The organism is Luteibacter sp. PvP120 (assembly GCF_054055715.1).
Genome location: NZ_JBSRXP010000004.1, coordinates 155476 through 178750, shown reverse-complemented (window position 1 = coordinate 178750; position 23275 = coordinate 155476). Strand labels below are relative to the sequence as shown.

Sequence of the window (23275 nt, the reverse complement as noted above, 5' to 3'; positions counted from 1 at the left end):
GCTGCAGACCCTTTCAAAACCTGGCGCCCGAAGTTGGACTCGAACCAACGACCCCCTGATTAACAGTCAAGTGCTCTAACCGGCTGAGCTATTCGGGCGGGGAGCCACGTATTGTGTTGATGTAGATGGGGGCTGTCAAGCGGCTCTAGGCATTTTTTGCGCGGTGCCGGGCACACGCCGCCGCGATGTCGGCAGGGGCTGTTTCGCGACGGATACGGCCCGACCGCGCCAACACGATGCTGACCGCCGTATGGGCTTTGCCCCGAAGGCACAGGCTGATCCGCTGGTTATCGTGGTTAGCGGTGCCATCGGGCCGGAAGTTCACCTCGGATCGCCCGGCCGAGTGAACGATGTTGATGGCGCGGGGCACGGTATCCGACACATCGAACAAGGCTTTGGCCTGTTGGTCGCGGGCGATCCAGCCCAGGCTCCAGTCGGCGGTTGCGGAGCACAGCCGTCCGTCTTCGCTGGGGCACACATAGGTAGGGTGGCCTCGGCGGATCGCCGTGGCGCGGGCCTTGTTCAGCGATGTGAAGAGTGCTTCCCCAGTGGCTTTCAACTGATATCGGGCCAGCGTCCCGGCAAGGGCCGGCAGGGCCATCATCACCAGCATGCCGGTGATCACCAGGGTGGTGGTCAGGTCGGGCAGGGTGAAGCCGCCTGGGAGCCGTTTGCGTGTGGGCATGGGGGAGCGACCGCGGCAGGAAAGTCCTCGACCATCCTGACTCGGGCGAGCGCCATCCACTGTCGGGTGGGGACCTCACGCCCCGTAGGCGGCGGCCGTTTAAAATCATGCCTTCAGCCAGCATATCGTCGCCCATGACCGATCGCTTCCAGCTCGTCTCGCCCTACAAGCCCGCCGGTGACCAGTCGGAGGCCATCCGCCGCCTGAGCGAGGGCTTCGAATCCGGCCTGGCCGCCCAGACCCTGCTCGGCGTGACCGGGTCCGGAAAGACCTTCACCATCGCCAACGTGGTGGAGCAGATCCAGAAGCCGACCATCGTGCTCGCGCCGAACAAGACGCTGGCCGCCCAGCTCTACGGCGAATTCAAGGAGTTCTTTCCGCATAACGCGGTGGAGTACTTCGTCAGCTACTACGACTACTACCAGCCGGAAGCCTACGTGGTGGCCTCGGATACCTTCATCGAGAAGGATTCCAGCATCAACGACCACATCGAGCAGATGCGTCTCGCGGCCACCAAGGCGCTGTTGTCGCGGCGCGACTCGCTGATCGTGGCCACCGTGTCCGCGATCTATGGCCTGGGCGATCCGGAGGACTACATGAGCCTCCGCCTCATCCTGTCGCGCGGGGAGCATATCCAGCAGCGTGCGCTGATCCGTCAGCTGACCGAACTGCAGTACGTGCGCAACGAGATGGACCTGCGGCGCGGTACGTACCGTGTACGTGGCGAAGTGGTCGACGTGTTCCCGGCGGAGTCGGAGTCCGAGGCGCTGCGCATCGAGCTGTTCGACGGCGAGGTCGAGAACCTCTCGCTGTTCGACCCGCTCACCGGCGAAGTGCTGCGCAAGGTGCCCCGCTACACGGTGTACCCGAAAACCCACTATGCCAGCACGCGCCAGAGCGTTCTCAACGCGATGGAGACGATCAAGGTCGAGCTGTCGGAACGGCTGGAGCAGCTTTACCGGGAAAACAAGCTCGTCGAGGCGCAGCGCCTGGAGCAGCGCACCCGTTTCGATCTGGAAATGATGGCCGAGGTGGGGTTCTGCCAGGGCATCGAGAATTATTCGCGGCACATGACCCGCCGCGGCCCGGGCGAGCCGCCGCCGACGCTTTTCGACTACCTGCCGCCGGACGCGTTGATGGTGGTGGACGAGTCGCACGTGACCGTTCCCCAGCTGGGCGCCATGTACAAGGGCGACCGTTCGCGCAAGGAGACGCTGGTGGAATTCGGTTTCCGCCTGCCGTCGGCCATGGACAACCGTCCCCTTCGCTTCGAGGAATGGGAGCGCCGCGCGCCGCGCGCGATCTATGTCTCGGCCACGCCGGCGAAGTACGAACTCGAGCGCTCTACGGACAACGTGGTCGAGCTGGTCGTGCGTCCCACGGGCCTGATCGATCCCGAGGTGGAGGTGCGGCCGGTGCGCACCCAGGTCGACGATCTGCTGGGCGAGATCCACAAGCGCGTGGCGATAGGCGACCGCGTGCTGGTCACCACGCTGACCAAGCGCATGGCGGAGAACCTGACGGATTACCTGTCCGAGCATGACGTGCGGGTGCGTTACCTGCACGCGGACATCGACACGGTGGAGCGTACGGAGATCATCCGCGACCTGCGCCTGGGCGAGTTCGACGTGCTGGTGGGTATCAACCTGCTACGCGAGGGCCTGGACATGCCCGAAGTGTCGCTGGTGGCCATCCTGGATGCGGACAAGGAGGGGTTCCTGCGCTCCACGCGCTCCCTGATCCAGACCATCGGCCGCGCGGCCCGAAACGTCCGCGGCAAGGCGATCCTGTACGGCGACACCATTACCGGCTCCATGAAGGACGCCATGGACGAGACGGCGCGACGCCGCGAGAAGCAGGTTGAATACAACACGCTCCATGGCATCACGCCCACCACGGTGGTGCGTCGCATTGCGGACATCATGGAAGGCGCCCGCGCCGACGTGGGCTCCCGCGGCAAGGGCCGCAAGGGCAAGGAGGCGAAGAAGGCCCAGGAGGAGCAGGCCGATTACGGCTCCCTGACCCCGGAGCAGGTCGGCTCCACGATCAAGAAGCTGGAGACACGCATGTACAAGCACGCCCAGAACCTCGAGTTCGAGGAGGCGGGCAAGCTCCGCGACGAGATCCACCGGCTGCGGGACCGGGCCCTGCGCTGACACGGGCCGGCCCGGGAAAAAAATCCAGCCGGGCTCTTGCAGCCGGGGTCGGGCGCCGGTAAACTGCGCAGCTCTTCGGGCGGTTAGCTCAGCGGTAGAGCACTACCTTGACATGGTAGGGGTCACAAGTTCGATCCTTGTACCGCCCACCACTTTCCCTCACCGGGGCGGTGGCACGAAGAAGCTGAAAAAAGGAGCCTGCGGCTCCTTTTTTTGTGCCCGGCATTTGGACGACATGCAGAACGGCCCCCACTCACGCTTAGTGATGACCGGCAACCCGGTGCAGGCATGGCGTGCGCTAGCCAGACTGGAGGCCCTGACGCGAATCGGTCCGGATTCTCACGACCCATCGCCTCGCGTCCCTGCACACTGAGGAGGATCAGCGCGATGGAGTACGTCATGAAGAAGACGCGATACCCGGGCCCAGGCCGGCCCGCGGGCTACGCCGGCTGCATGCATCCCTCAGGTGCCGACCTTGCGGGCATCCTCGGCGGTATGCAGGAGCAATTGGGCCGGCTCGACGAGCGTACGGCCAGCATGAATGTGCTCCTTGACCGGATGATGCAGCGTCAGGACGCAACCGATGCCCGTTTGGCGGTGGCAGAGGTCCGTACGGAGCAGCGTTTTTCGGAGGTGGAGCAGCGTTTTGCCGACGCTGAAGCCAGGTCGGAGCAGCGCGTACTCGCATCGGAAGCGCGATCCGGTCAGCGCCTTGCGGCAACCGAAGCCCGACTCATAAAGCGTCTGGATGCGAGCGACGAGCACGCCAGGGCCGAAACAGCGCGCCTCGGCTTGCGACTGGATGGTGTGGAAACCAGGCTGGAGCAGCTGATCGCCTGGAAACACCGCGTCGTGGGTGCGGTGTTGGCCGCGGGCGTGGCCGGTGGTGTTGCAAGTATCGTGGCCGATACCGTGTTTCGTCTGCTCGGCATGTCGCGGTAACCGGAATGAGGCCACGTGGCGGCTCAGGGCCCGCCAGCACGCCGCAGAGTCGCTACACTCGTTGCTTTCCCGGTGGAGCGACATCCCGTGGGCTACCTTCTGATCAAATCCCTGCACATCGTCTTCGTCATCGCCTGGATGGCAGCGGTCTTTTACCTGCCGCGGATACTGATCAACATCGTGGAGGCGGGCGGCGAGACCGCGGTCCGCGCACGGCTCATCCTGATGGGCCGTCGGCTCTACCGGTTCGGGCACATCATGTTCGGGGTGGCGCTCGTTTTCGGTCTGGTGCTCTGGTTTTATTTCCACATCGCCGGCGGTTGGCTGCACGTGAAGCTGGCACTGGTCGCCGCGATGCTCGCCTACTACCTCTGGACGGGACGCCTGCTGAAACGCAGCGAGGCTGGCGGTTCGCTGCCGTCGTCCAAGGCCCTGCGGCTTTGCAACGAGTTGCCGGTGCTGGTCCTGTTGGCCATCGTCTATCTCGTTGTCGGGAAGCCGTTCTGACGTCTCGTCCCGTGCGACATGAGGCAGGCATCATCACCCGCATGATTCCCGAGTCCGCTGGAGCCCCGTGGTGACTGTAGCGAACGACATCGCGCCAGGCCTCATGGTCCTGCATGGCAACCGCCTGGAAGAACTGCGTGACGTCCTGGTGGCGTGGCTTCGGCGTGCACCCCTGCAGCCCCTGGAAAACGAATCGATCCTGGTCCAGTCCAACGGCATCGCGCAATGGTTCCGCCTGGCTCTGGCACGCTCGGAGGCCGATGGTGGCATGGGTATCGCCGCGGCCGTCGATGTCCAGTTGCCGGGGCGTTTTCTCTGGGTCGCGTACCGCGCCGTGCTCGGCAAGGATGCCGTGCCGCCGGAGTCGCCTTTCGACAAGTCCCGTCTGGTCTGGCGCCTGATGCGCCTGTTGCCTTCCGTGGCCGCCGAGGAGGGCTTCGCATCGCTGAGCGCGTTCCTCGGCAAGGACGACGACGCGCGCAAGTGCCACCAGCTGGCCGAGCGGCTTGCCGACCTCTACGACCAGTACCAGGTATACCGTGCCGACTGGCTCGACGATTGGGCGGCAGGACGCGACGTGCTGCGGGATGCCCGCGGTGCGGCGCCCGACATGGCGGAAGACGATCGCTGGCAGGCGCGCCTGTGGCGTCGCCTGCTAGACGATGTCGGCCCGGACGAGGCCGACGGCCACCGTGCCGCGGTCCACGAGCGCTTCCTGAGGGCCGTGGCCTCCACGTCGGAGCGTCCGGCAACCCTGTCGCGCCGCATCGTGGTGTTCGGCATGTCGTCGCTTCCGCGGCAAACGCTGGAGGCCCTGTCCGCGCTGGCGCGCTGGTCGCAGGTGGTGCTGGTGGTGATGAATCCGTGTCGCCACTACTGGGCGGACATTGTCGACGACCGCGAGTTGCTGCGGGCCGAGCGGAGGCGTCAGGAAAGCAAACCCGGCATGCCCCTGCTGCCGTCCGACGAGGACATGCACCTCTACGCCAACCCCCTGCTGGCCGCCTGGGGCAAGCAGGGTCGCGACTACATCCGCCTGCTCGACGAGTTCGACCATCCGGATACCTATCGCGAGCGTTTCACCGCGTGGGACCAGCGCATCGACCTGTTCGCCGAGCCGACCGGCAACACGCTGCTCGGGCAGGTGCAGGCGGCCATCCTCGACCTGGAGCCCCTGCCGAAAGAACCGCGGCCGGTGGCGGCGGACGACACCTCCATCGTCTTCCATCTCGCGCACGGGCCGCAGCGCGAGGTGGAGATCCTGCACGACCAGCTGCTTGCCCGGTTCGAGGCGTCAGCCCGCGACGGCCATCCCATCCTGCCTCGCGACGTGATCGTGATGGTGCCCGATATCGAAACCTACGGCCCGCACATCGACGCCGTCTTCGGCCGCGTGCCGCGCGACGACCCGCGATTCATTCCGTTCAGCGTGGCGGATCGTGCGGCCCGTGGCACCGTTCCGCTGGTCATGGCGCTGGACATGCTGATGGGCATGACCGAGTCGCGGTTCACGGCCGGCGAGATGGCCGATCTGCTCGATGTCCCGGCGGTGCGCACGCGTTTCGGCCTGGCCGAGGACGACCTGCCCTTGCTGCATCGCTGGATCGGCGGCGCCGGTATCCGCTGGGGGCTGGATGCGGCACAGCGCGGTTCGCTGGGGCTACCGGCCCTGGAGCAGAACACCTGGGCGTTCGGCCTGCGGCGCATGTTGCTGGGCTATGCCGTGGGGGAAGGGGAGGCATGGGGCGATATCGAGCCCTTCGACGAGGTGGGCGGGCTCGATGCGGCACTGGTCGGTCCGTTGTCCGATCTCCTCGCCGCACTCGGTCGCCACTGGCAACACATGGCCGAACCGGCGCCAGCCGCGACATGGGGGACACGCCTGCGCCGGCTGATCGACGATTTCTTCGACCGCTCCGATGCCGAGGATGCCAAGCAGTTGGAGCGCCTCCTGGATGCCCTCGATACCTGGGAGGGCGCTTGCGCCGAAGCCCGGTTCGACGAGCCCTTGCCGGTGGACGTGGTGCGCGAGGCCTGGCTGGGTCAGTTCGACGACGCGGGACTCTCCAAGCGATTCCTCGCCGGTGCAGTCAGCTTCGGTACGCTGATGCCCATGCGGGCCATCCCGTTCCGGGTGGTCTGCCTGCTGGGCATGAACGACGGCGACTACCCGCGTGCCCGCCCCCCCATGGATTTCGACCTGATGTCGCGGTCGGGTGCGTGGCGGCCGGGCGACCGCTCGCGTCGTGAGGACGATCGCTACCTTTTCCTCGAGGCCCTGCTGTCCGCGCGCGATGCCCTGCACATCGGCTGGGTCGCGCGCAGCGCCCGCGACAACAGCGAGTGCGCGCCATCGGTGCTGGTGGGACAGCTGCGCGATTACCTGGCATCGGCATGGCTGTGCGCCGACGGTCAGCCGCTTCTGGCACACCTGTCGGTGGAGCACCCGTTGCAGCCCTTCAGTCGTGCCTACTTTCGTCAGGGCGACGCCCGGTTGTTCACCTACGCCAGCGAGTGGCGCCAGGCGCACGACATCGCACCGTCCGCCGACGCGTCGACCTTGCCGGCGCTGCTCGTCGAACGGCCCATCGGGCTTGCCGTGCTGCGGCGTTTCCTGCGTCATCCGGTGCGGGAGTTCTTCCAGGCACGGCTCGGCGTGCGGTTCGAACTGGGTGACATCGCGGGCGACGACCAGGAGCCGTTCGCGGTCGATGCGCTGGGTCGGTTCGGCATGACCGACACCTTGCTGCGTGCCGCCATCCACAGCGGCAACGACGCCGCAGACGCGATCGATATGGCCGCATCGCGGCTGCAACGCAGCGGCCTGCTGCCCATGGGCGGGTTCGCTGCGCCGGTGCGCCGTGAACTGACGGCCACGGCGTCGGCCATCTTCGCCCGGTTCATGACCGAGCGCCGCCGCTGGCCGGTCGATGCCGGCAAGCGGGAAGTGCGTGTCGAGGCCGCGGGTGTGGTCGTCGAGGACTGGCTGGCCGAGCTCCGTGCCGATACGGAAGGCAACCTCGCCGCTTTCCTGCTTTCGCCCGCGAATGTGCTGGAGCCCGATGGCTCACCACGTACGCACCGGCTGGTGATGCCGTGGATCGACCACCTGGTGGCCCAGGCCGCCGGGCTTGCCGTGCAGACCCGTTACGTCGGGCCGGATGCCACGATCGTGCTTGCCCCGATCCCGACCAACCGTGCCACGGCGATGCTGGAGACGCTGCTGCTTGCATGGCGCGAGGGCATGCGGGCGCCGCTGCCGGTCGCCGCGCGCACCGCGCTTTCGGCGCTCCTGGCCCCGGAGGAATCATCGATGCAGGCCGCACGACAAGCCTACGAGGGCGTCTACGATCGTGCACGGGGCGAAGTGGACGGCGATCCGTACCTGATGCGCGCGTGGCCCGAGTTCGATGCGCTCGAGCGCGCCGGTTTCACCCGCTGGCTGCAGCCCTATCGCGACCTGCTGGGCGCGCTTCACGTGGAGCGCGCATGACCCTCGACTTCCAGACGCTGGACCCGCTGACCATGCCGCTGGACGGCGTGCGCCTGATCGAGGCCAGTGCCGGCACGGGCAAGACGTGGACGATCGCCGCACTTTACGTGCGCGCCGTGTTGGGCCATGGCGTGGCGCAGCCCCTGCTGCCACCGCAGATCCTGGTGGTGACGTTTACCGAGGCGGCCACGCAAGAACTGCGCGAGCGCGTGCGGGCGCGTCTCGTCGAGGCGGCCGCCGCCTTCCGTGCCGGCACGACAAAAGAACCCTTCCTCGCCGCGCTCCTGGATGCCTGCGAGGCGGAGCGTCATGGCGCGTGCGCGCGCCGGCTCGAACTCGCCGCGCAATGGATGGACGAAGCAGCCATCTTCACCATCCATGGCTGGAGCCAGCGGATGCTGATCCAGCATGCCTTCGGCAGTGGCCACGCCTTCGCCCAGACGCTGGAGCCGGACGAGAGCGAACTGCTCGCCGAGTGCGTACGCGACTACTGGCGCAAGGCGTTCTACCTGCTCGACGAGGCGCGTCTCGCGCCCATCCTCGAGGAATGGCAGACGCCCGATGCGCTTGCGCGCGCACTACGCCCCTTGCTATTCGGCGGCGAGGCCACGTTGCGCGTCAACGGCGAGGTATTGGCCTCCGGCGGCGATCTCGATGCGGCCCTGCTCGATCGTGCCGCATGGGACGAGGAGGATGAGCGACGCCACGCGGATGCGGCGCGCACTTGGCTCGCCGATATCGATCGCATCGAGGCGACCATCACCGCCGCGGTAGGCGACAAGACCCTGCACAACGGCTGGTACAAGCCGGACCGTATTCCCACCGATCTTGCCGCCATGCGTTACTGGGCGGAACGTGCCGAACGCGTCGACTTCGATATCGCGCGTTATTCCGTGACGCGGCTGGGCAAGGCGACGGGCAAGGGCAAGCATCGGCCCGAGCATCCGGCGTTTGCGGCGCTGGAACACTGGCAGGCCTGGCAGGCGGGAAAGGTAGGCGTTCGCCATGTCGTGTTGGCCGACGCCCTGGCCTGGGTACGCGAGCGTTTCGCCGCGCAGAAACGGCGGCGCGCGCAGATCGGGTTCGACGACCTCCTGCTGCGCCTGGATCGGGCGCTCGCGGCCGACACCGGTACGGGACTGGCGCAGACCATCGCCCGGCAATACCCGCTCGCCCTCATCGACGAGTTCCAGGACACGGACCCCTTGCAGTACCGGATCTTCCGCGCGATCTACGCCGCGGCGGAAGGTACCGGACTGTTGTTGATCGGCGACCCCAAGCAGGCCATCTATGCCTTCCGCGGGGCCGACATTCAGACCTACCTCGGGGCCAGGGCGGAAGCCCTCCCGCCGCATTACAGCCTGGACACCAACCATCGTTCCAGCGAGGCCATGGTGGCGGCGGTCAATGCGCTGTTCGGGCATGCCGAAACCCATGCCACGGGAGCCTTCCACTTCCCCGACCGCGGGCTGCCCTTCGCACCGGTGCGGTCCCGTGGCCGTAGCGAACGCCTGGTCATCGACGATGATGTGCCCGCGGCCTTGCAGGTCTGGCTGCTCGACGACGAACAGCCGGTCGGCGTGCGTATCTATCGCGAGCAGATGGCAGGTGCCTGCGCCACGCACATCGTCGAACTGCTGAATGCCGCGGGCCGTGGCCGCTGCGGTTTCGTTTCGGCCGAAGGCCACTTCACGGCGTTGAAGCCGGCGGATATCGCCGTTCTGGTCCGTAGCCACAGCGAGGCGACCCAGATACGCGATGCGCTGGCGCAGCGCCACGTGCGCAGCGTGTTCCTGTCCGATCGCGACTCGGTGCTCGAAAGCATCGAGGCCCACGACATCCTGCTCTGGCTGCGTGCCGTGGCCGAGCCATCCTCCGACACGGCCATGCGTGCCGCGCTGGCCACCCGCAGCCTCGATCTGGGCTATGGCGAACTGGAGCGCCTCAATGTCGACGAGCGGCACTGGGAGCGGCGTGGGCAGGAGCTGTTCGAACTGCGCGAGACGTGGCGTCGGGGCGGGGTGCTAGCCATGCTGCACCGTTTCCTGCACCTGTTCGACCTTCCGGCGCGGTTGCTGGCGCAGCGCGGCGGCGAACGCAGCCTGACCAACCTGCTGCACCTAGCCGAGCTGCTGCAGCAGGCCGCGTCCACGATCGAGGGTGAGCAGGCGCTCATCCGTCATCTGGCCGAGCGTATAGCCGACACCGCCGGTCACACGGGCGACGACCAGATCGTCCGCCTGGAAAGCGACGACGACCTGGTCAAGGTGGTGACCATCCACAAGTCGAAGGGTCTGGAATATCCCCTGGTCTTCCTGCCCTTCGCAGCCGCCGTGGCAGGCATGCGCCCGGGGCAGGGGTATCGCTACCACGACGGCAACGGGGCACAGCTGGAACTGGTCGCGGCCAGCCACCAGGGTGCGGGCGATGCCGTGCGTGAAGCGAAGGAGGCTGCCGAGCGCGCGGTGTTGCAGGAAGACCTGCGCCTGCTCTACGTCGCCCTGACCCGTGCGCGTCACGCGTGCTGGATCGGTGTCGCGCCGGTCAGTCATGCGTCCGCGAAAAAACCGCAGCTGCACAAGGCGGCGTTGGGTCACCTGCTGACCGGTGGCGCGGAGATAGACAACGGCGCGATAGAGGGTCTTCTGCGGCGCCTTGTGGACGGTCATGCCTGCATCGCCGTGGACTACATGCCCGCGCCGGAAGACAACCGCTACGAACCCCCGGTGCAGCAGGAACATCCTGCACCGGCGCGTCGTGCGCACATCGCGCGCGCCGAGCCCTGGTGGATCGCCAGCTACAGTGCACTGCGTCATGCGGAGGACGACATCGTCGCGCCGGAAACCGCCACCGACGACGTGATCGTCGAATACGCGAGCGAGCGTCCGGCGGCGCTGGCGGAGGCCGGCAGCATCCATGCGTTCGAGCGTGGCGCGGAGGCCGGCACCTTCCTGCACGACCTGCTCGAGTGGATGGCGGAGGAAGGCTTTGCGGCGGTCGCCCGCGATCCGCAGCGCCTGCGCGATACCGTGGCACGCCGCTGCGAGCGTCGCGGCTGGGCGCACGCGATCGACCTGCTGACGACCTGGCTGCTCGGGTTGCTGTCCACGCCGCTGTCCTTGCCTGACGGCCGCACGCTCGCGCTCGGTGCGCTGGACGATCCCCGCCGCTATCGCGCGGAGCTGGAATTCCTGTTCGAAGCGAAGGGTGTCGATACGCTCGCGCTGGACCGCATCGTCCGCACCCACACGCTGGATGGCGCGGCAAGGCCGGCGCTCGCGTCCGATCGCGTCAACGGCATGCTCAAGGGCTTCATCGATCTCATCATCGAGCACGAAGGGCGCTGGTACGTCGTGGACTACAAGTCCAACTGGCTGGGCACCGACCAGCACGCCTACACGCCGGAGGCCATGCGCCGCTCCATCCTCGACGCCCGCTACGAGTTGCAATACGCGCTCTACCTGCTTGCGCTGCATCGCCAGCTGCGTACACGCCTGGGCGACGCCTACGACTACGACACCCATATCGGCGGCGCCATCTATCTTTACCTGCGTGGCGTGGACGGTCGCGGTCACGGCGTGCATGCCGAGCGTCCGCCGCGGGCGATGATCGACGCGCTGGACACCTTGTTCCGGGGAGCGGACGCATGAACACCGTGCCGACACGCGACGACCTCGATCGCTGGATGGACAACGCGGTGGCGGAGGATCGTCTTCGTCCGGTCGATCGCGCGTTCGCGCGCTTCCTCGGCAGCCTCGATCCCCAGGGTGATCCGCGGGTCCTGCTGGCGGCGGCGCAGGCCAGCCGCGAGCTGGGCGATGGACATATCTGCGTCGACATCGGCACCTGGAACACCGCCGCCGACGCCGCGCTGGCGGGTATCCGGCCGGTCCTCGCAGCCTCGCCGCTGGTGGCCGATCCCACGGGGGACGCCGCCGCGCCGCTGGTCCTCGATGGCGATCTGCTCTACCTGCGCCGTTTCTGGCGTGACGAGGCACGCGTGGCCGAGGCCGTGCTCGGCCGGTTGGCGCCGCTGCCGGTGCCGGACGACCTGGCCGCGGAGCTGGATCGCCTGTTTCCTGTCGTGGAGAGCGGACCCGACTGGCAGAAGATCGCCTGTGCCATCGCGGCGCGAGGCGCGTTCGCCGTCATCACGGGCGGCCCGGGTACGGGCAAGACCACGACGGTCATTCGCCTGCTGGGGTTGTTGCAGACGATGGCGCAGCGTGCGGGCCAGCCGCGCCTGCGCATACGTCTCGCCGCGCCCACCGGCAAGGCGGCTGCGCGACTCAACGCGTCCATCGCCGTGCAGATCGATCGGCTGCAGGTCGATGCCTCCGTCAAGCAGGCGATACCCGCGGAAGTCACCACGCTGCACCGCCTGCTGGGCAGTCGTCCGGACAGCCGTCGCTTTCGCCACGATGCCGACCATCCGCTGCACCTGGATGTCCTGGTCATCGACGAGGCCTCCATGATCGACCTGGAGATGATGGCGGCCACGCTCGATGCGCTGCCACCGCAGGCACGGCTGGTGCTGCTAGGTGACAAGGACCAGTTGTCCTCCGTGGAAGCCGGTGCCGTCCTCGGCGACCTGTGCGCGCGAGCCGACCGAGGCTATTACGACGCCCGCACGCGGGCCTGGCTGGCCGGGACGCTCGGCGTCGACGTGGGCGCCTGGTCCGTGCCGGACGACGAGGCGCGGCCGCTGGACCAGCAGGTGACCATGCTCCGGCGTAGCCGACGCTTCGGCGAGCACAGCGGCATCGGCGCGCTGGCACTAGGCATCAACCACGGCGACATGACCGCCGTGACAGCAGCGTTTTCCACGTCGAGCGGCGAATTGGCCTTGCTGCCGGCATCGGCCGCGTCCATCGCCGCCGTGGCGATCGACGGGCGCGGCCAGACTCCGGGCTATCGGCACTACCTGGACTGGCTGGAGGCAAACCGGCCACCGCTCGGGGCTGACCTCGCAGCCTTCGAGGCATGGGCGGCGGGTGCGCTGACGGCTTATGCGCGATTCCAGTTGCTGTGCGCCACGCGTCATGGCGACGCCGGGGTAGACGCGCAGAACGAACGCATTGCCAAAGGCCTGCTCGAGCGTGGGCTGGTCGAGGCCACCAGCGGCTCGTACGAAGGGCGGCCGGTAATGGTGACGCGTAACGACTACGCGCTAGGCCTGATGAACGGCGACGTCGGCCTGACCCTGTGGGTGCCGGACGGGCAGGGCAGCATGGCGTTGCGCGTGGCGTTCGCCGTCATGCACGAACAGGGTGGGGAGCGCATTCGTTTCGTGGTGCCCAGTCGTCTCTCCGCGGTGGATACCGTGTTCGCGATGACGGTGCACAAGTCGCAGGGGTCCGAATTCGAACACACGGCGTTGGCGCTGCCGGCCGAACCGTCGCCCGTGCTCACGCGCGAGCTGGTCTACACCGGCGTGACCCGCGCCCGCACCGCGTTCACCCTGCTGGCCTCGGCGGACATCCTCGCCTACGCGGTGGGTCGCAAGACCCATCGCGCTTCGGGACTGCTCCGCCGCCTGGTCTGAAGGGGGCGAGCCAGCGAGGTGTCAGTCCACCCGGTAGTACGCTTTGTACCACTCGGCGAACTTCGCCAGCCCCGCGTCGATCGATGTGCTCGGTGCGTAACCGACGTCCCGGCGGATCGCCGAGACGTCGGCCCAGGTATCCGGCACGTCGCCCGGCTGCATCGGCAGCAGGCGCTTTTCGACCGTGCGGCCCAGGTGTTTCTCGAGCAGGCCGATGAAGTCGAGTAGCTGGACGGGTTCGTCATTGCCGATGTTGTACACGCGATACGGCGCCGACGAACTGCCGGCATGCGGCGCCACCGGGTCGTAGCCCGGGTCTGGCTGGGCCGGGTGGTCCAGCGTGCGGACCACGCCCTCGACGATGTCGTCGATATAGGTGAAGTCGCGGCTGTGGTTGCCGTGGTTGAAGACGTCGATGGCCTCGCCCTGCACGATGCGGCGGGCGAACAGGATCGGCGACATGTCCGGCCGGCCCCACGGGCCGTACACCGTGAAAAAGCGTAACCCCGTGGTGGGCAGGCCAAACAGGTGGCTGTAGGTGTGCGCCATCAGCTCGTTGGACTTCTTGGTCGCCGCATACAGGCTGACCGGGTGGTCCACGGCATCCTCGACGGCGAAGGGCATTTTCCGGTTCGCGCCGTAGACCGAGCTGGACGATGCGTAGACCAGATGGCCGACCGCGTGCCGGCGGCATGCCTCCAGGATGTTGACGAAGCCGACCAGGTTGCTTTGCACGTACGCGTGCGGGTGGGTCAGCGAATAACGCACGCCGGCCTGGGCGGCGAGGTTGACCACGCGCTCCGGCTGGAAATCGGCGAAGGCCTTGTCCACTGCAGCCTGCTCGGCAAGATCGGCGCGTACGTGGGTGTAGTTCGGGTGGTCGATGAAGCGGGCCACGCGTGCTTCTTTCAGCGCGGGGTCGTAATAATCGTTGTGGTTGTCGAAGCCCAGCACGGTGTCGCCGCGGGCCAGCAGGCGCTCGGTGAGGGCCGAGCCGACGAAACCGGCGGTGCCGGTGACCAGGATACGCATGGGGAGGGCCTGTTCTCGTAGCGAATGACACAGTGTAACGGACGCCCGGATTGACACGGCCGCGTGCCTGATCTAGCTTTTGCGGGTATCCAGCCGACGAAGGTGGCCCGCGGTAACGCTGGCCGAGTGTGCGACATGCGGACTACGCGCCCCTCCCTCTGACTCCACGCCACGTCTTCGTCATCTTCGAAGGGCGCATGGCGCCCTTTTTGTTTGTCCGGAATTCGCATTCATGATCCAGATCACGCTACCCGACGGCAGCCAGCGCCCGTTCGATCACCCGGTGTCCGTGCAGGACATCGCCGCCTCCATCGGTGCGGGCCTTGCCAAGGCCACGCTCGCCGGCAAGGTGGACGGCACGCTGGTGGATGCCAGCTTCACGATCGACCACGATGCCGCGCTCGAGATCGTCACCGACAAGAGCCCCGAGGCGCTGGACATCCTGCGCCACTCCACGGCCCACCTGCTGGGCCAGGCCGTGCAGCGCCTGTTCCCCGGCGCGCAGGTCACCATCGGCCCGGTGATCGACAACGGTTTCTACTACGACTTCGCCTACGAACGCCCCTTCACCCCGGACGACCTCGAGGCCATCCAGGCGGAGATGGAAAAGATCGTCAAGGAACAGATCCCGGTGACGCGCTCGGTCAAGAGCCGCGACGAGGCGATCGACTTCTTCCGTGGTCTGGGCGAGGAGTACAAGGCCCAGATCATCGAGAGCATCCCGGCGGGCGAGACGCTGTCGCTCTACACGCAGGGTGAGTTCACCGACCTCTGCCGTGGCCCGCACGTGCCCAACACGGGCAAGCTGCGCGCCTTCAAGCTGATGAAGGTGGCCGGCGCCTACTGGCGCGGCGATGCCAACAACGAGATGCTTACCCGCATCTACGGCACGTCCTGGCTCAACGACAAGGACCTCAAGGCCTACCTGCACCAGCTGGAGGAGGCCGAGAAGCGCGACCACCGCCGCATCGGCAAGCAGCTCGACCTCTTCCACATGCAGGAAGAAGCGCCTGGCATGATCTTCTGGCACCCCAAGGGCTGGGCCATCTGGCAGGCGGTGGAGCAGTACGTGCGCGGCGTCTACAAGAGCAGCGGCTACCAGGAGGTGCGTGGTCCGCAGATCATGGACGTCAGCCTCTGGAAGAAGTCCGGTCACTGGGACAACTACCAGGAGAATATGTTCTTCACCGAGTCGGAGAAGCGCACGTACGCCCTGAAGCCCATGAACTGCCCGGGCCACATCCAGATCTTCAACACCCACCTGCACAGCTACCGCGACCTGCCGATCCGCTACGGCGAGTTCGGCGGTTGCCACCGTAACGAACCCTCCGGTGCCCTGCACGGCATCATGCGGGTGCGCGCCTTCACCCAGGACGACGGCCATATCTTCTGCACCCCGGCCCAGATCGAAGGCGAGGTCGCCGCGTTCCACGCCCAGGCCATGAAGGTCTACGACGATTTCGGCTTCAACGAGATCGCCATGAAGATCGCCCTGCGACCCGAAAAGCGGATCGGTGCCGACGAGGTCTGGGACAAGGCCGAGCACGCCCTGCGCGCCGCGCTCCAGGCGGCCGGCGTGGCCTGGGAGGAACTGCCGGGCGAGGGCGCCTTCTACGGCCCCAAGATCGAGTACCACATGAAGGATTCCATCGGCCGCGCCTGGCAGGTGGGCACGATGCAGGTCGATTTCATGATGCCCGAGCGCCTGGGCGCCGAATATGTCGACGAAAACAGCCAGCGCCAGCACCCGGTCATGCTCCACCGGGCCATCGTGGGGTCGATGGAGCGGTTCATCGGCATCCTGATCGAGCACCACGCGGGCTTGCTTCCGACGTGGCTTGCCCCCATTCAGGCGGTTGCATTCAGCATTACCGACGCTCAGGCCGATTATGTGCAGGAGGTAACCCAAGCCCTTGTCGGACAAGGGTTCAGGGTAAACTCCGATTTGCGCAACGAAAAAGTCGGATATAAAATCCGCGAGCACACGTTGCAGAAGGTGCCTTATCTGATCGTGGTCGGTGACCGCGAGAAAGAAACAGGTACCATCTCCGTACGTACCCGCGGCGGCGAGGACCTCGGCAGCATGCCGTTGGCCCAGTTCGTCGAACGTTTGGAAGCCGAGACCCGTCGCTGACGCCACGGGTCCGGTATTGGGATCAATCTTCTGGAGGATAGCGGTATCGCTACGACCGATAACAAGGGCAATCGCAAGAACAGAGACATTCGTGTCCCGCAGGTCCGCGTGCTTGGCGCGGAAGGCGAGCAGCTCGGCATCATGCGGACGGAAGACGCCATCAAGGCCGCCGAAGAGCTGGGCATGGATCTGGTCGAAATCCAGCCGAACGGCGATCCGCCGGTCTGCAAGATCATGGATTACGGCAAGTTCAAGTTCGAGGCCCAGAAGAAGGCTTCGGCTGCGAAGAAGAAGCAGAAGCAGGTCGAGATCAAGGAAGTGAAGTTCCGCCCCGTCACCGACGAGGGCGACTACCAGATCAAGCTGCGCAAGATGCGCGAGTTCCTGGAAGAAGGCGACAAGGTCAAGGTCACCATCCGCTTCCGCGGTCGCGAAATGTCCCATCAGGACCTCGGCCAGAACCTGGCCCGCCGGGTCCAGACGGACATCGGCGAAGATGGCGTGGTGGAGTCCTTCCCCCGTCTCGAAGGCCGCCAGATGGTCATGATGATCGGCCCCAAGAAGAAGATCTGAACCAGAAAGGCGCCCCCGGGCGCCTTTTTGCTACCCGCGACGGATGAGGGGTGTAGGAGCGCACGATGTGCGCGATCCGGGCTCGCCCCGCCCTCGCCCCGCCCCCGCCCTGTCCGTGTCCCCCACGATTGGGGCTCGCCGCGTCCCCGCTTTGTAGGCTTTTCGCGCACAACGTGCGCTCCTACCGCGTTCTTCGTGTATCATCGCCGGCTCGGCCCGTATGGATGGGCCGTACCACCGTACCCGGCAGGATGGAAAGTGCTTGTCCCGCAAGGGCTTGCCGCCGGATCAGTCAGCAACCGAATACGGAGCATTCCGATGCCCAAGATCAAGACCAACCGGGCGGCAGCGAAGCGTTTTCGCAAGACCGCATCCGGCAAGTTCAAAGCCGGTCATGCCTTCAAGTCACATATCCTGACCAAGAAGTCGACCAAGCGTAAGCGCGGCCTGCGCGCTCCCAACCACGTCAAAGCTTGCGACACCAAGGGTGTAGCTCGCATGTTGCCGTATCTCTAAGGGAGGGTTGAACCATGGCTCGTGTTAAGCGTGGCGTTACCGCCCGTCGTCGTCACAAAAAAATCCTCGGCCGTGCGAAGGGCTACTACAACGCCCGTCGCAAGGTATTCCGCGTAGCCAACCAGGCCGTCATCAAGGCTGGCCAGTACGCCTATATCGGCCGCAAGCAGCGCAAGCGTCAGTTCCGCGCCCTGTGGATCGTCCGTATCAATGCTGCTGCCCGTCAGTTCGGTCTGTCGTACAGCCGCCTGATCAACGGTCTGGCCAAGGCCGAGATCGCCGTCGACCGCAAGGTCCTCGCCGACCTCGCCGTGCACGACATCAAGGCATTTGGCGTGATCGCAGAGAAGGCCAAGGCCAGTCTGGCTGCGTAATCCGCTTTGAACGCGCGATAGCGATGTCGCGCGAAGATGGATGACGTGGGGAGAAGGCCTTGCCTTCTCCCCATTTCTTTTTTGGACGTCAGGAAATCCGATGGAATCGATCGAGCATATCGACGCGTCCTTGCGCGACATCGATGCGGCCGCCTCGCTGGAGGCGCTGGACGCCGTCCGCGTCGCGCTGCTGGGCAAGAACGGTGCAGTCACCGCGGCGCTCAAGGCCCTGGGCCAGTTGCAGGGCGATGAGCGCAAGGCGCGGGGCGCCGAGGTCAACCGCGTCAAGGAGCGCCTCACCGACGCCATTGCCGCCCGCAAGCAGGCGCTGGAGCAGGCCGAGCTGGATCGCCGCCTCGCCTCGGAACGCATCGACGTCACGCTGCCGGGCCGCGATGGCGAATATGGCGGCATCCATCCGATCACCCGTGCGCTCGAGCGCATCGCCGACATCTTCGGTCGCCTCGGCTACCAGCGTGCCGACGGTCCCGAGATCGAGGACGACTGGCACAACTTCGAAGCGCTGAACTTCCCGCCGCACCATCCCGCGCGGGCGATGCACGACACCTTCTACTTCGGCGACGGTCGCCTGCTGCGCACGCATACCTCGCCGGTGCAGGTGCGCTCGATGCAGGGGCGTCAGCCGCCGATCCGCATCATCGCGCCGGGCAAGGTGTACCGCAGCGATTCCGACCAGACCCATTCGCCGATGTTCCACCAGATCGAGGGCCTGCTGGTCGACGAGACCTCCAGCTTCGCCGACCTGAAAGGCACGCTGGCCGAGTTCATCCGCGCGTTCTTCGAACGCGATTTCGAGATGCGCTTCCGTCCCAGCTACTTCCCGTTTACCGAGCCCTCGGCGGAAGTGGATATCCGCTGGGATGCCGAAGACGGTTCCACGCGCTGGCTGGAAGTGCTCGGCTGCGGCATGGTCCACCCGACCGTGCTGGCCAACTGCGGCATCGATCCGGAGCGTTACACCGGGTTCGCCTTCGGCCTGGGCGTGGAGCGCTTCGCCATGCTGCGCTACGGCGTCGGCGACCTGCGCGCCTTCTTCGAGAACGACCTGCGCTTCCTTCGCCAGTTCGCCTGACCGCCCTCCGGATCAAAGAGTGTCCCCATGAAATTCTCCGAAAACTGGTTGCGCGAACTGGTCGCCATCAATGCCGACCGCGCGGCGCTGGTCCATGCGCTCACCATGTCCGGCCTGGAAGTGGAAGAGGTCACCGAACTGGGTGACGGGCTGCAAGGTGTGGTCGTGGCCGAGATCGTGGCCGCCACCAGGCACCCCGAAGCCGATCGCCTGCAGGTCTGCATGGTCGACGCCGGCCTCGGCGAACCGGTGCAGATCGTCTGCGGTGCGCCCAATGCGCGCGTTGGCATCCGCGTCCCGCTGGCCACGGTGGGCGCCACGCTGCCCGGCGGTATCGCGATCAAGGCGGCGACACTGCGCGGTGTCGAATCGTTCGGCATGCTGTGTTCGGCCAAGGAACTGGGCATCGACGCCGACGCATCGGGCCTGCTCGAGTTGCCGGCCGATGCGCCGGTCGGCACCCCGCTGGCCGACTACCTTGGCCTGCCCGACGCCAGCATCGAGCTGAAGATCACCCCGAACCGCCCCGACGTGCTGGGCCTCAACGGCCTGGCGCACGACGTGGCGGCCCTGTTCGGCAGCCGGGTCAAGGCCATCGGTGTCGACGCCGTGACGGTGACCGCGAGTGCCACGCGCGAGGTGCGCCTCGACGCAGGCGCGGACGCGCCGCGCTACCTGGGGCGCATCATCGAAGGTATCGATGCGGCGGCCGCCTCGCCGCTGTGGATGGCCGAACGCCTGCGTCGCGCCGGCATCCGTCCGATCAGCGCCATCGTGGACGTCACTCAGTACGTGATGCTGGAACTCGGCCACCCGCTGCATGCCTTCGACAACGACACGCTGCACGGCGCCATCGTCGTGCGTCATGCGGGGCCGGGCGAAACCCTGAAGCTGCTCGACGGCAACACGGCCACGCTGGACCCCTCGTTCGTGGTGATTGCCGATGAAGCCCGCGCCCTGGCCGTGGCCGGCATCATGGGCGGCTTCGATTCGCGTGTGACCGAGAGCACGCGCAACGTGTTCCTGGAAGCCGCGCATTTCGCCCCCGCGGCCATCATGGGCCGCGCGCGCAAGCTCGGCCTGCACACGGATGCCTCGCATCGCTACGAGCGCGGCGTCGATCCGGCGCTGCCGCGGCGCGCCATGGAGCGGGCCACCGAGCTGCTGCTGCAGATCGCCGGCGGCCAGGCGGGCCCGATCACGCTGGCGGAGCGTCCGGAAGACCTGCGCGAGCATGCGCCGGTCGTCCTGCGCCACGCGCGCCTGCACCGCATCCTGGGTATCGAGGTCACGGCCGACGAAGTGGCCCGTATCTTCACCGCCCTGGGCATGGGCGTGGAAGAGATTGCCGACGGCTGGCGGGTGACCCCGCCGAGCAGCCGCTTCGATATCGAGCGCGAGGAAGACCTCATCGAGGAAGTCGCCCGCATCCACGGTTACGAGCGCATCCCCACGCACATTCCCGCCGGCCAGATCGCCTTGCGCTCGGAGCCGGAGGCGCGCCTGACCGAGATGGCCCTGCGCGACCAGCTGGCCGCGCGCGGGTACTTCGAGGCGGTGACGCTGTCCTTCCTCGGCGCCGACCTGCTGACCACCTGGGGCCTGGATCATGCCTGGGTGCCGCTGGCCAACCCGCTTTCCGCCGACCTGGCGGTGATGCGCACCTCGCTGCTGCCCGGCCTGGTCGAGGTCCTGCGGCACAACCGTGCGCGCCAGCAGGAGCGCGTCCGTTTGTTCGAGGTGGCGCGCAGCTTCCATGCCACCGGCGGTGCGCCCGATGAGATCGGCCGCGTGGCGGTGGTCGCCTCGGGCCCTGCGCGTGCCGAGCAATGGGGTGCGCCGTCGCGCACGGTCGATTTCTTCGACCTCAAGGGCGACCTCGATGCCTTGATCGCCCACACCGGTGAGCCGGCCCGCTGGTCGGTCGACACCGAAAGCCTGCCGTCCTGGCTGCATCCGGGTCGCAGCGCGCGGGTGCTGCGCGACGGCCAGCCCGTCGGCTACCTGGGCGCTCTGCATCCGGCGCTGGCCAAGGCGCTGGACCTGGGCCCCGATGTGCACGTGATGGAGTTGGCCCTCGAGCCGATCCTCGCGCGTCGGCTGCCCAGCGCCACCCGAGTGACCCGCTTCCCCGCCGTCCGCCGCGACATCGCCGTGGAACTGCCGGAAGAGGTGTCCTGGTCCGCCGTCGAGACCGCCGTGCGCGGTGCCCTGGGAGAGGTCCTGAAAGAGCTTCGACTGTTCGATCGATACGCCGGAAAGGGGATCGACGAAGGACGAAAGAGTCTCGCTATGGGCTTGATTTTACAGGACGCTTCACGCACCCTTACCGACGAAGATGCCGACGCTCGCGTGGCAGAAGCGGTGGGGGCATTGGAGAAGACATGCAAGGCAAGATTGCGAGGGTAAGATGGCGCTGACCAAGGCGGAAATGGCCGAGCGGCTTTTCCTCGACGTGGGTCTCAACAAGCGTGAGGCCAAGGAGTTCGTTGACGCGTACTTCGAGGTCGTGCGCGAAGCCCTCGAACGTGGCGAACAGGTCAAGTTGTCCGGCTTCGGCAATTTCGATCTGCGCCAGAAGAATCAGCGTCCCGGTCGCAATCCCAAGACCGGCGAAGAAATTCCCATCTCTGCCCGGCGGGTCGTCACCTTCCGTCCCGGCCAGAAACTCAAGGTAAGAGTCGAGGGCTATGCTGGACCCAGGGAATAACACCGAGCTTCCGGCGATCCCGGCAAAGCGCTATTTCACCATCGGTGAGGTCAGCGAGCTTTGCGGCGTCAAGCCGCATGTACTGCGCTACTGGGAGCAGGAATTTCCCGCGCTCAAGCCGGTCAAGCGCCGCGGCAACCGTCGCTACTACCAGCGCCACGACGTGCTGATGATCCGCCAGATCCGCTCGTTGCTGTACGACGAGGGTTTCACCATCACCGGTGCGCGTGCGCGGCTGGAGGGCCCCCAGGCCCGGATGGAAGCCAGCATGTCCCATCAGATCGTCCGTCAGGTTCGCCTGGAGCTGGAAGAAGTCCTTACCCTGCTTCGTCGTTGAACCGCTTTCGCAGTTCACGGCGTTGCTGCTACAATCGTTTGCTCGTCGGGGTGTAGCGCAGCCTGGTAGCGCACTACGCTGGGGGTGTAGTGGTCGCGAGTTCGAATCTCGCCACCCCGACCATTATTCGAAAAGGCGTCCCGATGGGGCGCCTTTTTTCGTTTAAGGTGGCGGCCAGGAGAACGGTGCCCATGACTTCCCCTCGCCATCCGTCGCCCGACGGCAGCCATCATCGACCGCATGCGCTGGAGCCGGCGGTTCGCCTGCCGTCCACCGCGCATCTGCGTGCCCTGGAAGCGGCGGCCAGGCTGGGTTCGTTCGAACGGGCCAGCCATGAGCTGGCGATCACGCCCAGCGCCGTGGCCAAGCGGGTGGCTGCGCTGGAGTCGCTGCTGGGCGTAAAGATGCTGTCGCGCACGGGGCGGGGCGTGGAGCCCACGGCCATCGGTCGGGAATACCTGGAGCAGGTGAATGTCGCGCTGGGCCTGCTTACGCGGTCCGCGTACCACCAGCGTGCGTCCACCTCGCGCCGGCGCCTGCGTGTCGCCACGCCACCCACGTTCGGTCGCGACCTGCTGGTGCCGCACCTGCCGGCTTTCAGCGAACGGCATCCGGACATCGAACTGGAGCTGATGCCCTCGATCCCTTACCTGGACATCACCGCGCCCGGCTGGGACGTGGAGATCCGTTTCGGCGACGGTGCGTTCGACGGCGTGCTCAGCGAACGGCTGACCGACGACACCGTGTTCCCGGTGGCCAGTCCTGCCTACCTGGCCCGGGTCCGCTTCGATACGCCCGCCGACATGCTGCGCCGTGGCGTGCTGCTGCGCTGCCCGCTCGAACCGTGGGGACCGTGGATGCGTGCGGCGCGCGAGCATACCGGCACGGGGGATGTCGACGAGCCTACCCAGGGCCATCGGCTGATGGATCTGGGCATGCTGATGGAAGCGGCGTTGAACGGGCAGGGCGTGGCCCTGGTCCGGCGCAGCCTTGCATGGCGGTATCTACAGGCGGGTCGGCTGATCCCGCTGTTCGCTATCGAAGCGCGGCCGACATCCGCTTACTACCTGTGCTCGCCACGTGGCGTGGACGACGACGGATCGCGCGCCGCGTTCGGAACGTGGCTGCGCGAGGTGTGTCGGGCAGCGCAAGGTGCATCTGCTTCGCGGAACGCGTAG

The 23275-nt window shown here is 66.7% G+C and carries 17 protein-coding genes and 3 tRNA genes; 17 read left to right on the top strand and 3 right to left on the bottom strand.

The window, feature by feature from the left end; translation table 11 throughout:
- Positions 1 to 21 precede the first annotated feature (21 nt).
- Together ACVKN3_RS10190 and ACVKN3_RS10185 are read right to left on the bottom strand one after the other, a co-directional pair.
- Positions 22 to 98: transfer RNA gene (locus ACVKN3_RS10190), tRNA-Asn, on the bottom strand.
- A 47-nt stretch (positions 99 to 145) separates the two neighbouring features.
- Complete coding sequence (locus ACVKN3_RS10185; RefSeq protein WP_354515128.1) at positions 146 to 685, bottom strand: GspH/FimT family pseudopilin; 540 nt, start codon at positions 683 to 685, stop codon at positions 146 to 148.
- 134 nt (positions 686 to 819) lie between these two features.
- Here ACVKN3_RS10185 and uvrB point away from each other — a divergent pair, with 134 nt between their 5' ends.
- The 7 genes from uvrB to recD all read left to right on the top strand — a co-directional run bounded on the left by uvrB (position 820) and on the right by recD (position 13328).
- Entirely contained in the window at positions 820 to 2841 is a 2022-nt protein-coding gene (gene uvrB, locus ACVKN3_RS10180; protein WP_354515126.1) for an excinuclease ABC subunit UvrB, read from the top strand.
- 77 nt (positions 2842 to 2918) lie between these two features.
- A tRNA-Val gene (locus tag ACVKN3_RS10175) sits at positions 2919 to 2993 on the top strand.
- 247 nt (positions 2994 to 3240) lie between these two features.
- Positions 3241 to 3783, top strand: a complete 543-nt coding sequence (locus ACVKN3_RS10170) for a hypothetical protein (protein WP_354515124.1) — start codon at positions 3241 to 3243, stop codon at positions 3781 to 3783.
- Between the two features lie 87 nt (positions 3784 to 3870).
- Positions 3871 to 4290, top strand: a complete 420-nt coding sequence (locus tag ACVKN3_RS10165; RefSeq protein WP_354515123.1) for a CopD family protein — start codon at positions 3871 to 3873, stop codon at positions 4288 to 4290.
- Positions 4291 to 4360: 70 nt separating this feature from the next.
- Positions 4361 to 7783 carry an exodeoxyribonuclease V subunit gamma gene (gene recC / locus ACVKN3_RS10160; RefSeq protein WP_354515121.1) on the top strand — a complete coding sequence of 1141 codons (3423 nt, stop codon included), beginning with the start codon at positions 4361 to 4363 and terminating at the stop codon, positions 7781 to 7783.
- Positions 7780 to 11433: an exodeoxyribonuclease V subunit beta gene (recB, locus tag ACVKN3_RS10155; protein WP_354515119.1), complete on the top strand. Its 3654-nt coding sequence runs from the start codon at positions 7780 to 7782 to the stop codon at positions 11431 to 11433. Before recC ends, recB begins: the two co-directional genes overlap by 4 nt.
- Positions 11430 to 13328, top strand: a complete 1899-nt coding sequence (gene recD / locus ACVKN3_RS10150) for an exodeoxyribonuclease V subunit alpha (protein WP_354515117.1) — start codon at positions 11430 to 11432, stop codon at positions 13326 to 13328. The genes recB and recD overlap by 4 nt, the downstream gene beginning before the upstream one ends.
- Positions 13329 to 13349: 21 nt before the next feature.
- Here recD and ACVKN3_RS10145 read toward each other — a convergent pair whose 3' ends face one another.
- Positions 13350 to 14360 carry an NAD-dependent epimerase gene (locus ACVKN3_RS10145; RefSeq protein ID WP_285404569.1) on the bottom strand — a complete coding sequence of 337 codons (1011 nt, stop codon included), beginning with the start codon at positions 14358 to 14360 and terminating at the stop codon, positions 13350 to 13352.
- 232 nt (positions 14361 to 14592) lie between these two features.
- On the opposite strand from ACVKN3_RS10145, the gene thrS reads away from it, so the two are divergent.
- The 10 genes from thrS to ACVKN3_RS10095 all read left to right on the top strand — a co-directional run bounded on the left by thrS (position 14593) and on the right by ACVKN3_RS10095 (position 23275).
- Positions 14593 to 16494, top strand: a complete 1902-nt coding sequence (thrS, locus tag ACVKN3_RS10140; protein ID WP_354515115.1) for a threonine--tRNA ligase — start codon at positions 14593 to 14595, stop codon at positions 16492 to 16494.
- Positions 16495 to 16539: 45 nt separating this feature from the next.
- Entirely contained in the window at positions 16540 to 17067 is a 528-nt protein-coding gene (gene infC, locus ACVKN3_RS10135; protein WP_343123045.1) for a translation initiation factor IF-3, read from the top strand.
- Positions 17068 to 17385: 318 nt separating this feature from the next.
- The gene (rpmI, locus tag ACVKN3_RS10130) at positions 17386 to 17583 is read left to right on the top strand and encodes a 50S ribosomal protein L35 (protein WP_036114929.1); all 198 of its coding nucleotides are present in this window, start codon (positions 17386 to 17388) and stop codon (positions 17581 to 17583) included.
- Positions 17584 to 17597: 14 nt separating this feature from the next.
- Positions 17598 to 17957, top strand: a complete 360-nt coding sequence (rplT, locus tag ACVKN3_RS10125; protein ID WP_285404571.1) for a 50S ribosomal protein L20 — start codon at positions 17598 to 17600, stop codon at positions 17955 to 17957.
- Between the two features lie 100 nt (positions 17958 to 18057).
- A complete protein-coding gene (pheS, locus tag ACVKN3_RS10120; protein ID WP_285404572.1) occupies positions 18058 to 19050 on the top strand; it encodes a phenylalanine--tRNA ligase subunit alpha in 993 nt (330 codons plus the stop codon).
- Positions 19051 to 19077: 27 nt separating this feature from the next.
- Positions 19078 to 21459: a phenylalanine--tRNA ligase subunit beta gene (pheT, locus tag ACVKN3_RS10115; protein ID WP_354515112.1), complete on the top strand. Its 2382-nt coding sequence runs from the start codon at positions 19078 to 19080 to the stop codon at positions 21457 to 21459.
- A gap of 1 nt (position 21460) precedes the next feature.
- Positions 21461 to 21760, top strand: a complete 300-nt coding sequence (gene ihfA / locus ACVKN3_RS10110) for an integration host factor subunit alpha (RefSeq protein ID WP_036140472.1) — start codon at positions 21461 to 21463, stop codon at positions 21758 to 21760.
- Positions 21741 to 22097 (top strand): MerR family transcriptional regulator, encoded by a 357-nt coding sequence (locus tag ACVKN3_RS10105; protein ID WP_036114913.1) that lies wholly within the window; start codon positions 21741 to 21743, stop codon positions 22095 to 22097. Before ihfA ends, ACVKN3_RS10105 begins: the two co-directional genes overlap by 20 nt.
- 46 nt (positions 22098 to 22143) lie before the next feature.
- A tRNA-Pro gene (locus ACVKN3_RS10100) sits at positions 22144 to 22220 on the top strand.
- 68 nt (positions 22221 to 22288) lie between these two features.
- The gene (locus tag ACVKN3_RS10095; RefSeq protein ID WP_354515109.1) at positions 22289 to 23275 is read left to right on the top strand and encodes a LysR substrate-binding domain-containing protein; all 987 of its coding nucleotides are present in this window, start codon (positions 22289 to 22291) and stop codon (positions 23273 to 23275) included.

Bases quoted from the DNA above. Each gene is read 5' to 3' on its own strand.
- pheS (WP_285404572.1), top strand. From the start codon at position 18,058: ATGGAATCGATCGAGCATATCGACGCGTCCTTGCGCGACATCGATGCG.
- rpmI (WP_036114929.1), top strand. From the start codon at position 17,386: ATGCCCAAGATCAAGACCAACCGGGCGGCAGCGAAGCGTTTTCGCAAG.
- ACVKN3_RS10145 (WP_285404569.1), bottom strand. From the start codon at position 14,360: ATGCGTATCCTGGTCACCGGCACCGCCGGTTTCGTCGGCTCGGCCCTC.
- thrS (WP_354515115.1), top strand. From the start codon at position 14,593: ATGATCCAGATCACGCTACCCGACGGCAGCCAGCGCCCGTTCGATCAC.
- uvrB (WP_354515126.1), top strand. From the start codon at position 820: ATGACCGATCGCTTCCAGCTCGTCTCGCCCTACAAGCCCGCCGGTGAC.
- rplT (WP_285404571.1), top strand. From the start codon at position 17,598: ATGGCTCGTGTTAAGCGTGGCGTTACCGCCCGTCGTCGTCACAAAAAA.
- ACVKN3_RS10105 (WP_036114913.1), top strand. From the start codon at position 21,741: ATGCTGGACCCAGGGAATAACACCGAGCTTCCGGCGATCCCGGCAAAG.
- ACVKN3_RS10170 (WP_354515124.1), top strand. From the start codon at position 3,241: ATGAAGAAGACGCGATACCCGGGCCCAGGCCGGCCCGCGGGCTACGCC.
- recD (WP_354515117.1), top strand. From the start codon at position 11,430: ATGAACACCGTGCCGACACGCGACGACCTCGATCGCTGGATGGACAAC.
- ihfA (WP_036140472.1), top strand. From the start codon at position 21,461: ATGGCGCTGACCAAGGCGGAAATGGCCGAGCGGCTTTTCCTCGACGTG.
- pheT (WP_354515112.1), top strand. From the start codon at position 19,078: ATGAAATTCTCCGAAAACTGGTTGCGCGAACTGGTCGCCATCAATGCC.
- ACVKN3_RS10185 (WP_354515128.1), bottom strand. From the start codon at position 685: ATGCCCACACGCAAACGGCTCCCAGGCGGCTTCACCCTGCCCGACCTG.
- ACVKN3_RS10095 (WP_354515109.1), top strand. From the start codon at position 22,289: ATGACTTCCCCTCGCCATCCGTCGCCCGACGGCAGCCATCATCGACCG.
- recB (WP_354515119.1), top strand. From the start codon at position 7,780: ATGACCCTCGACTTCCAGACGCTGGACCCGCTGACCATGCCGCTGGAC.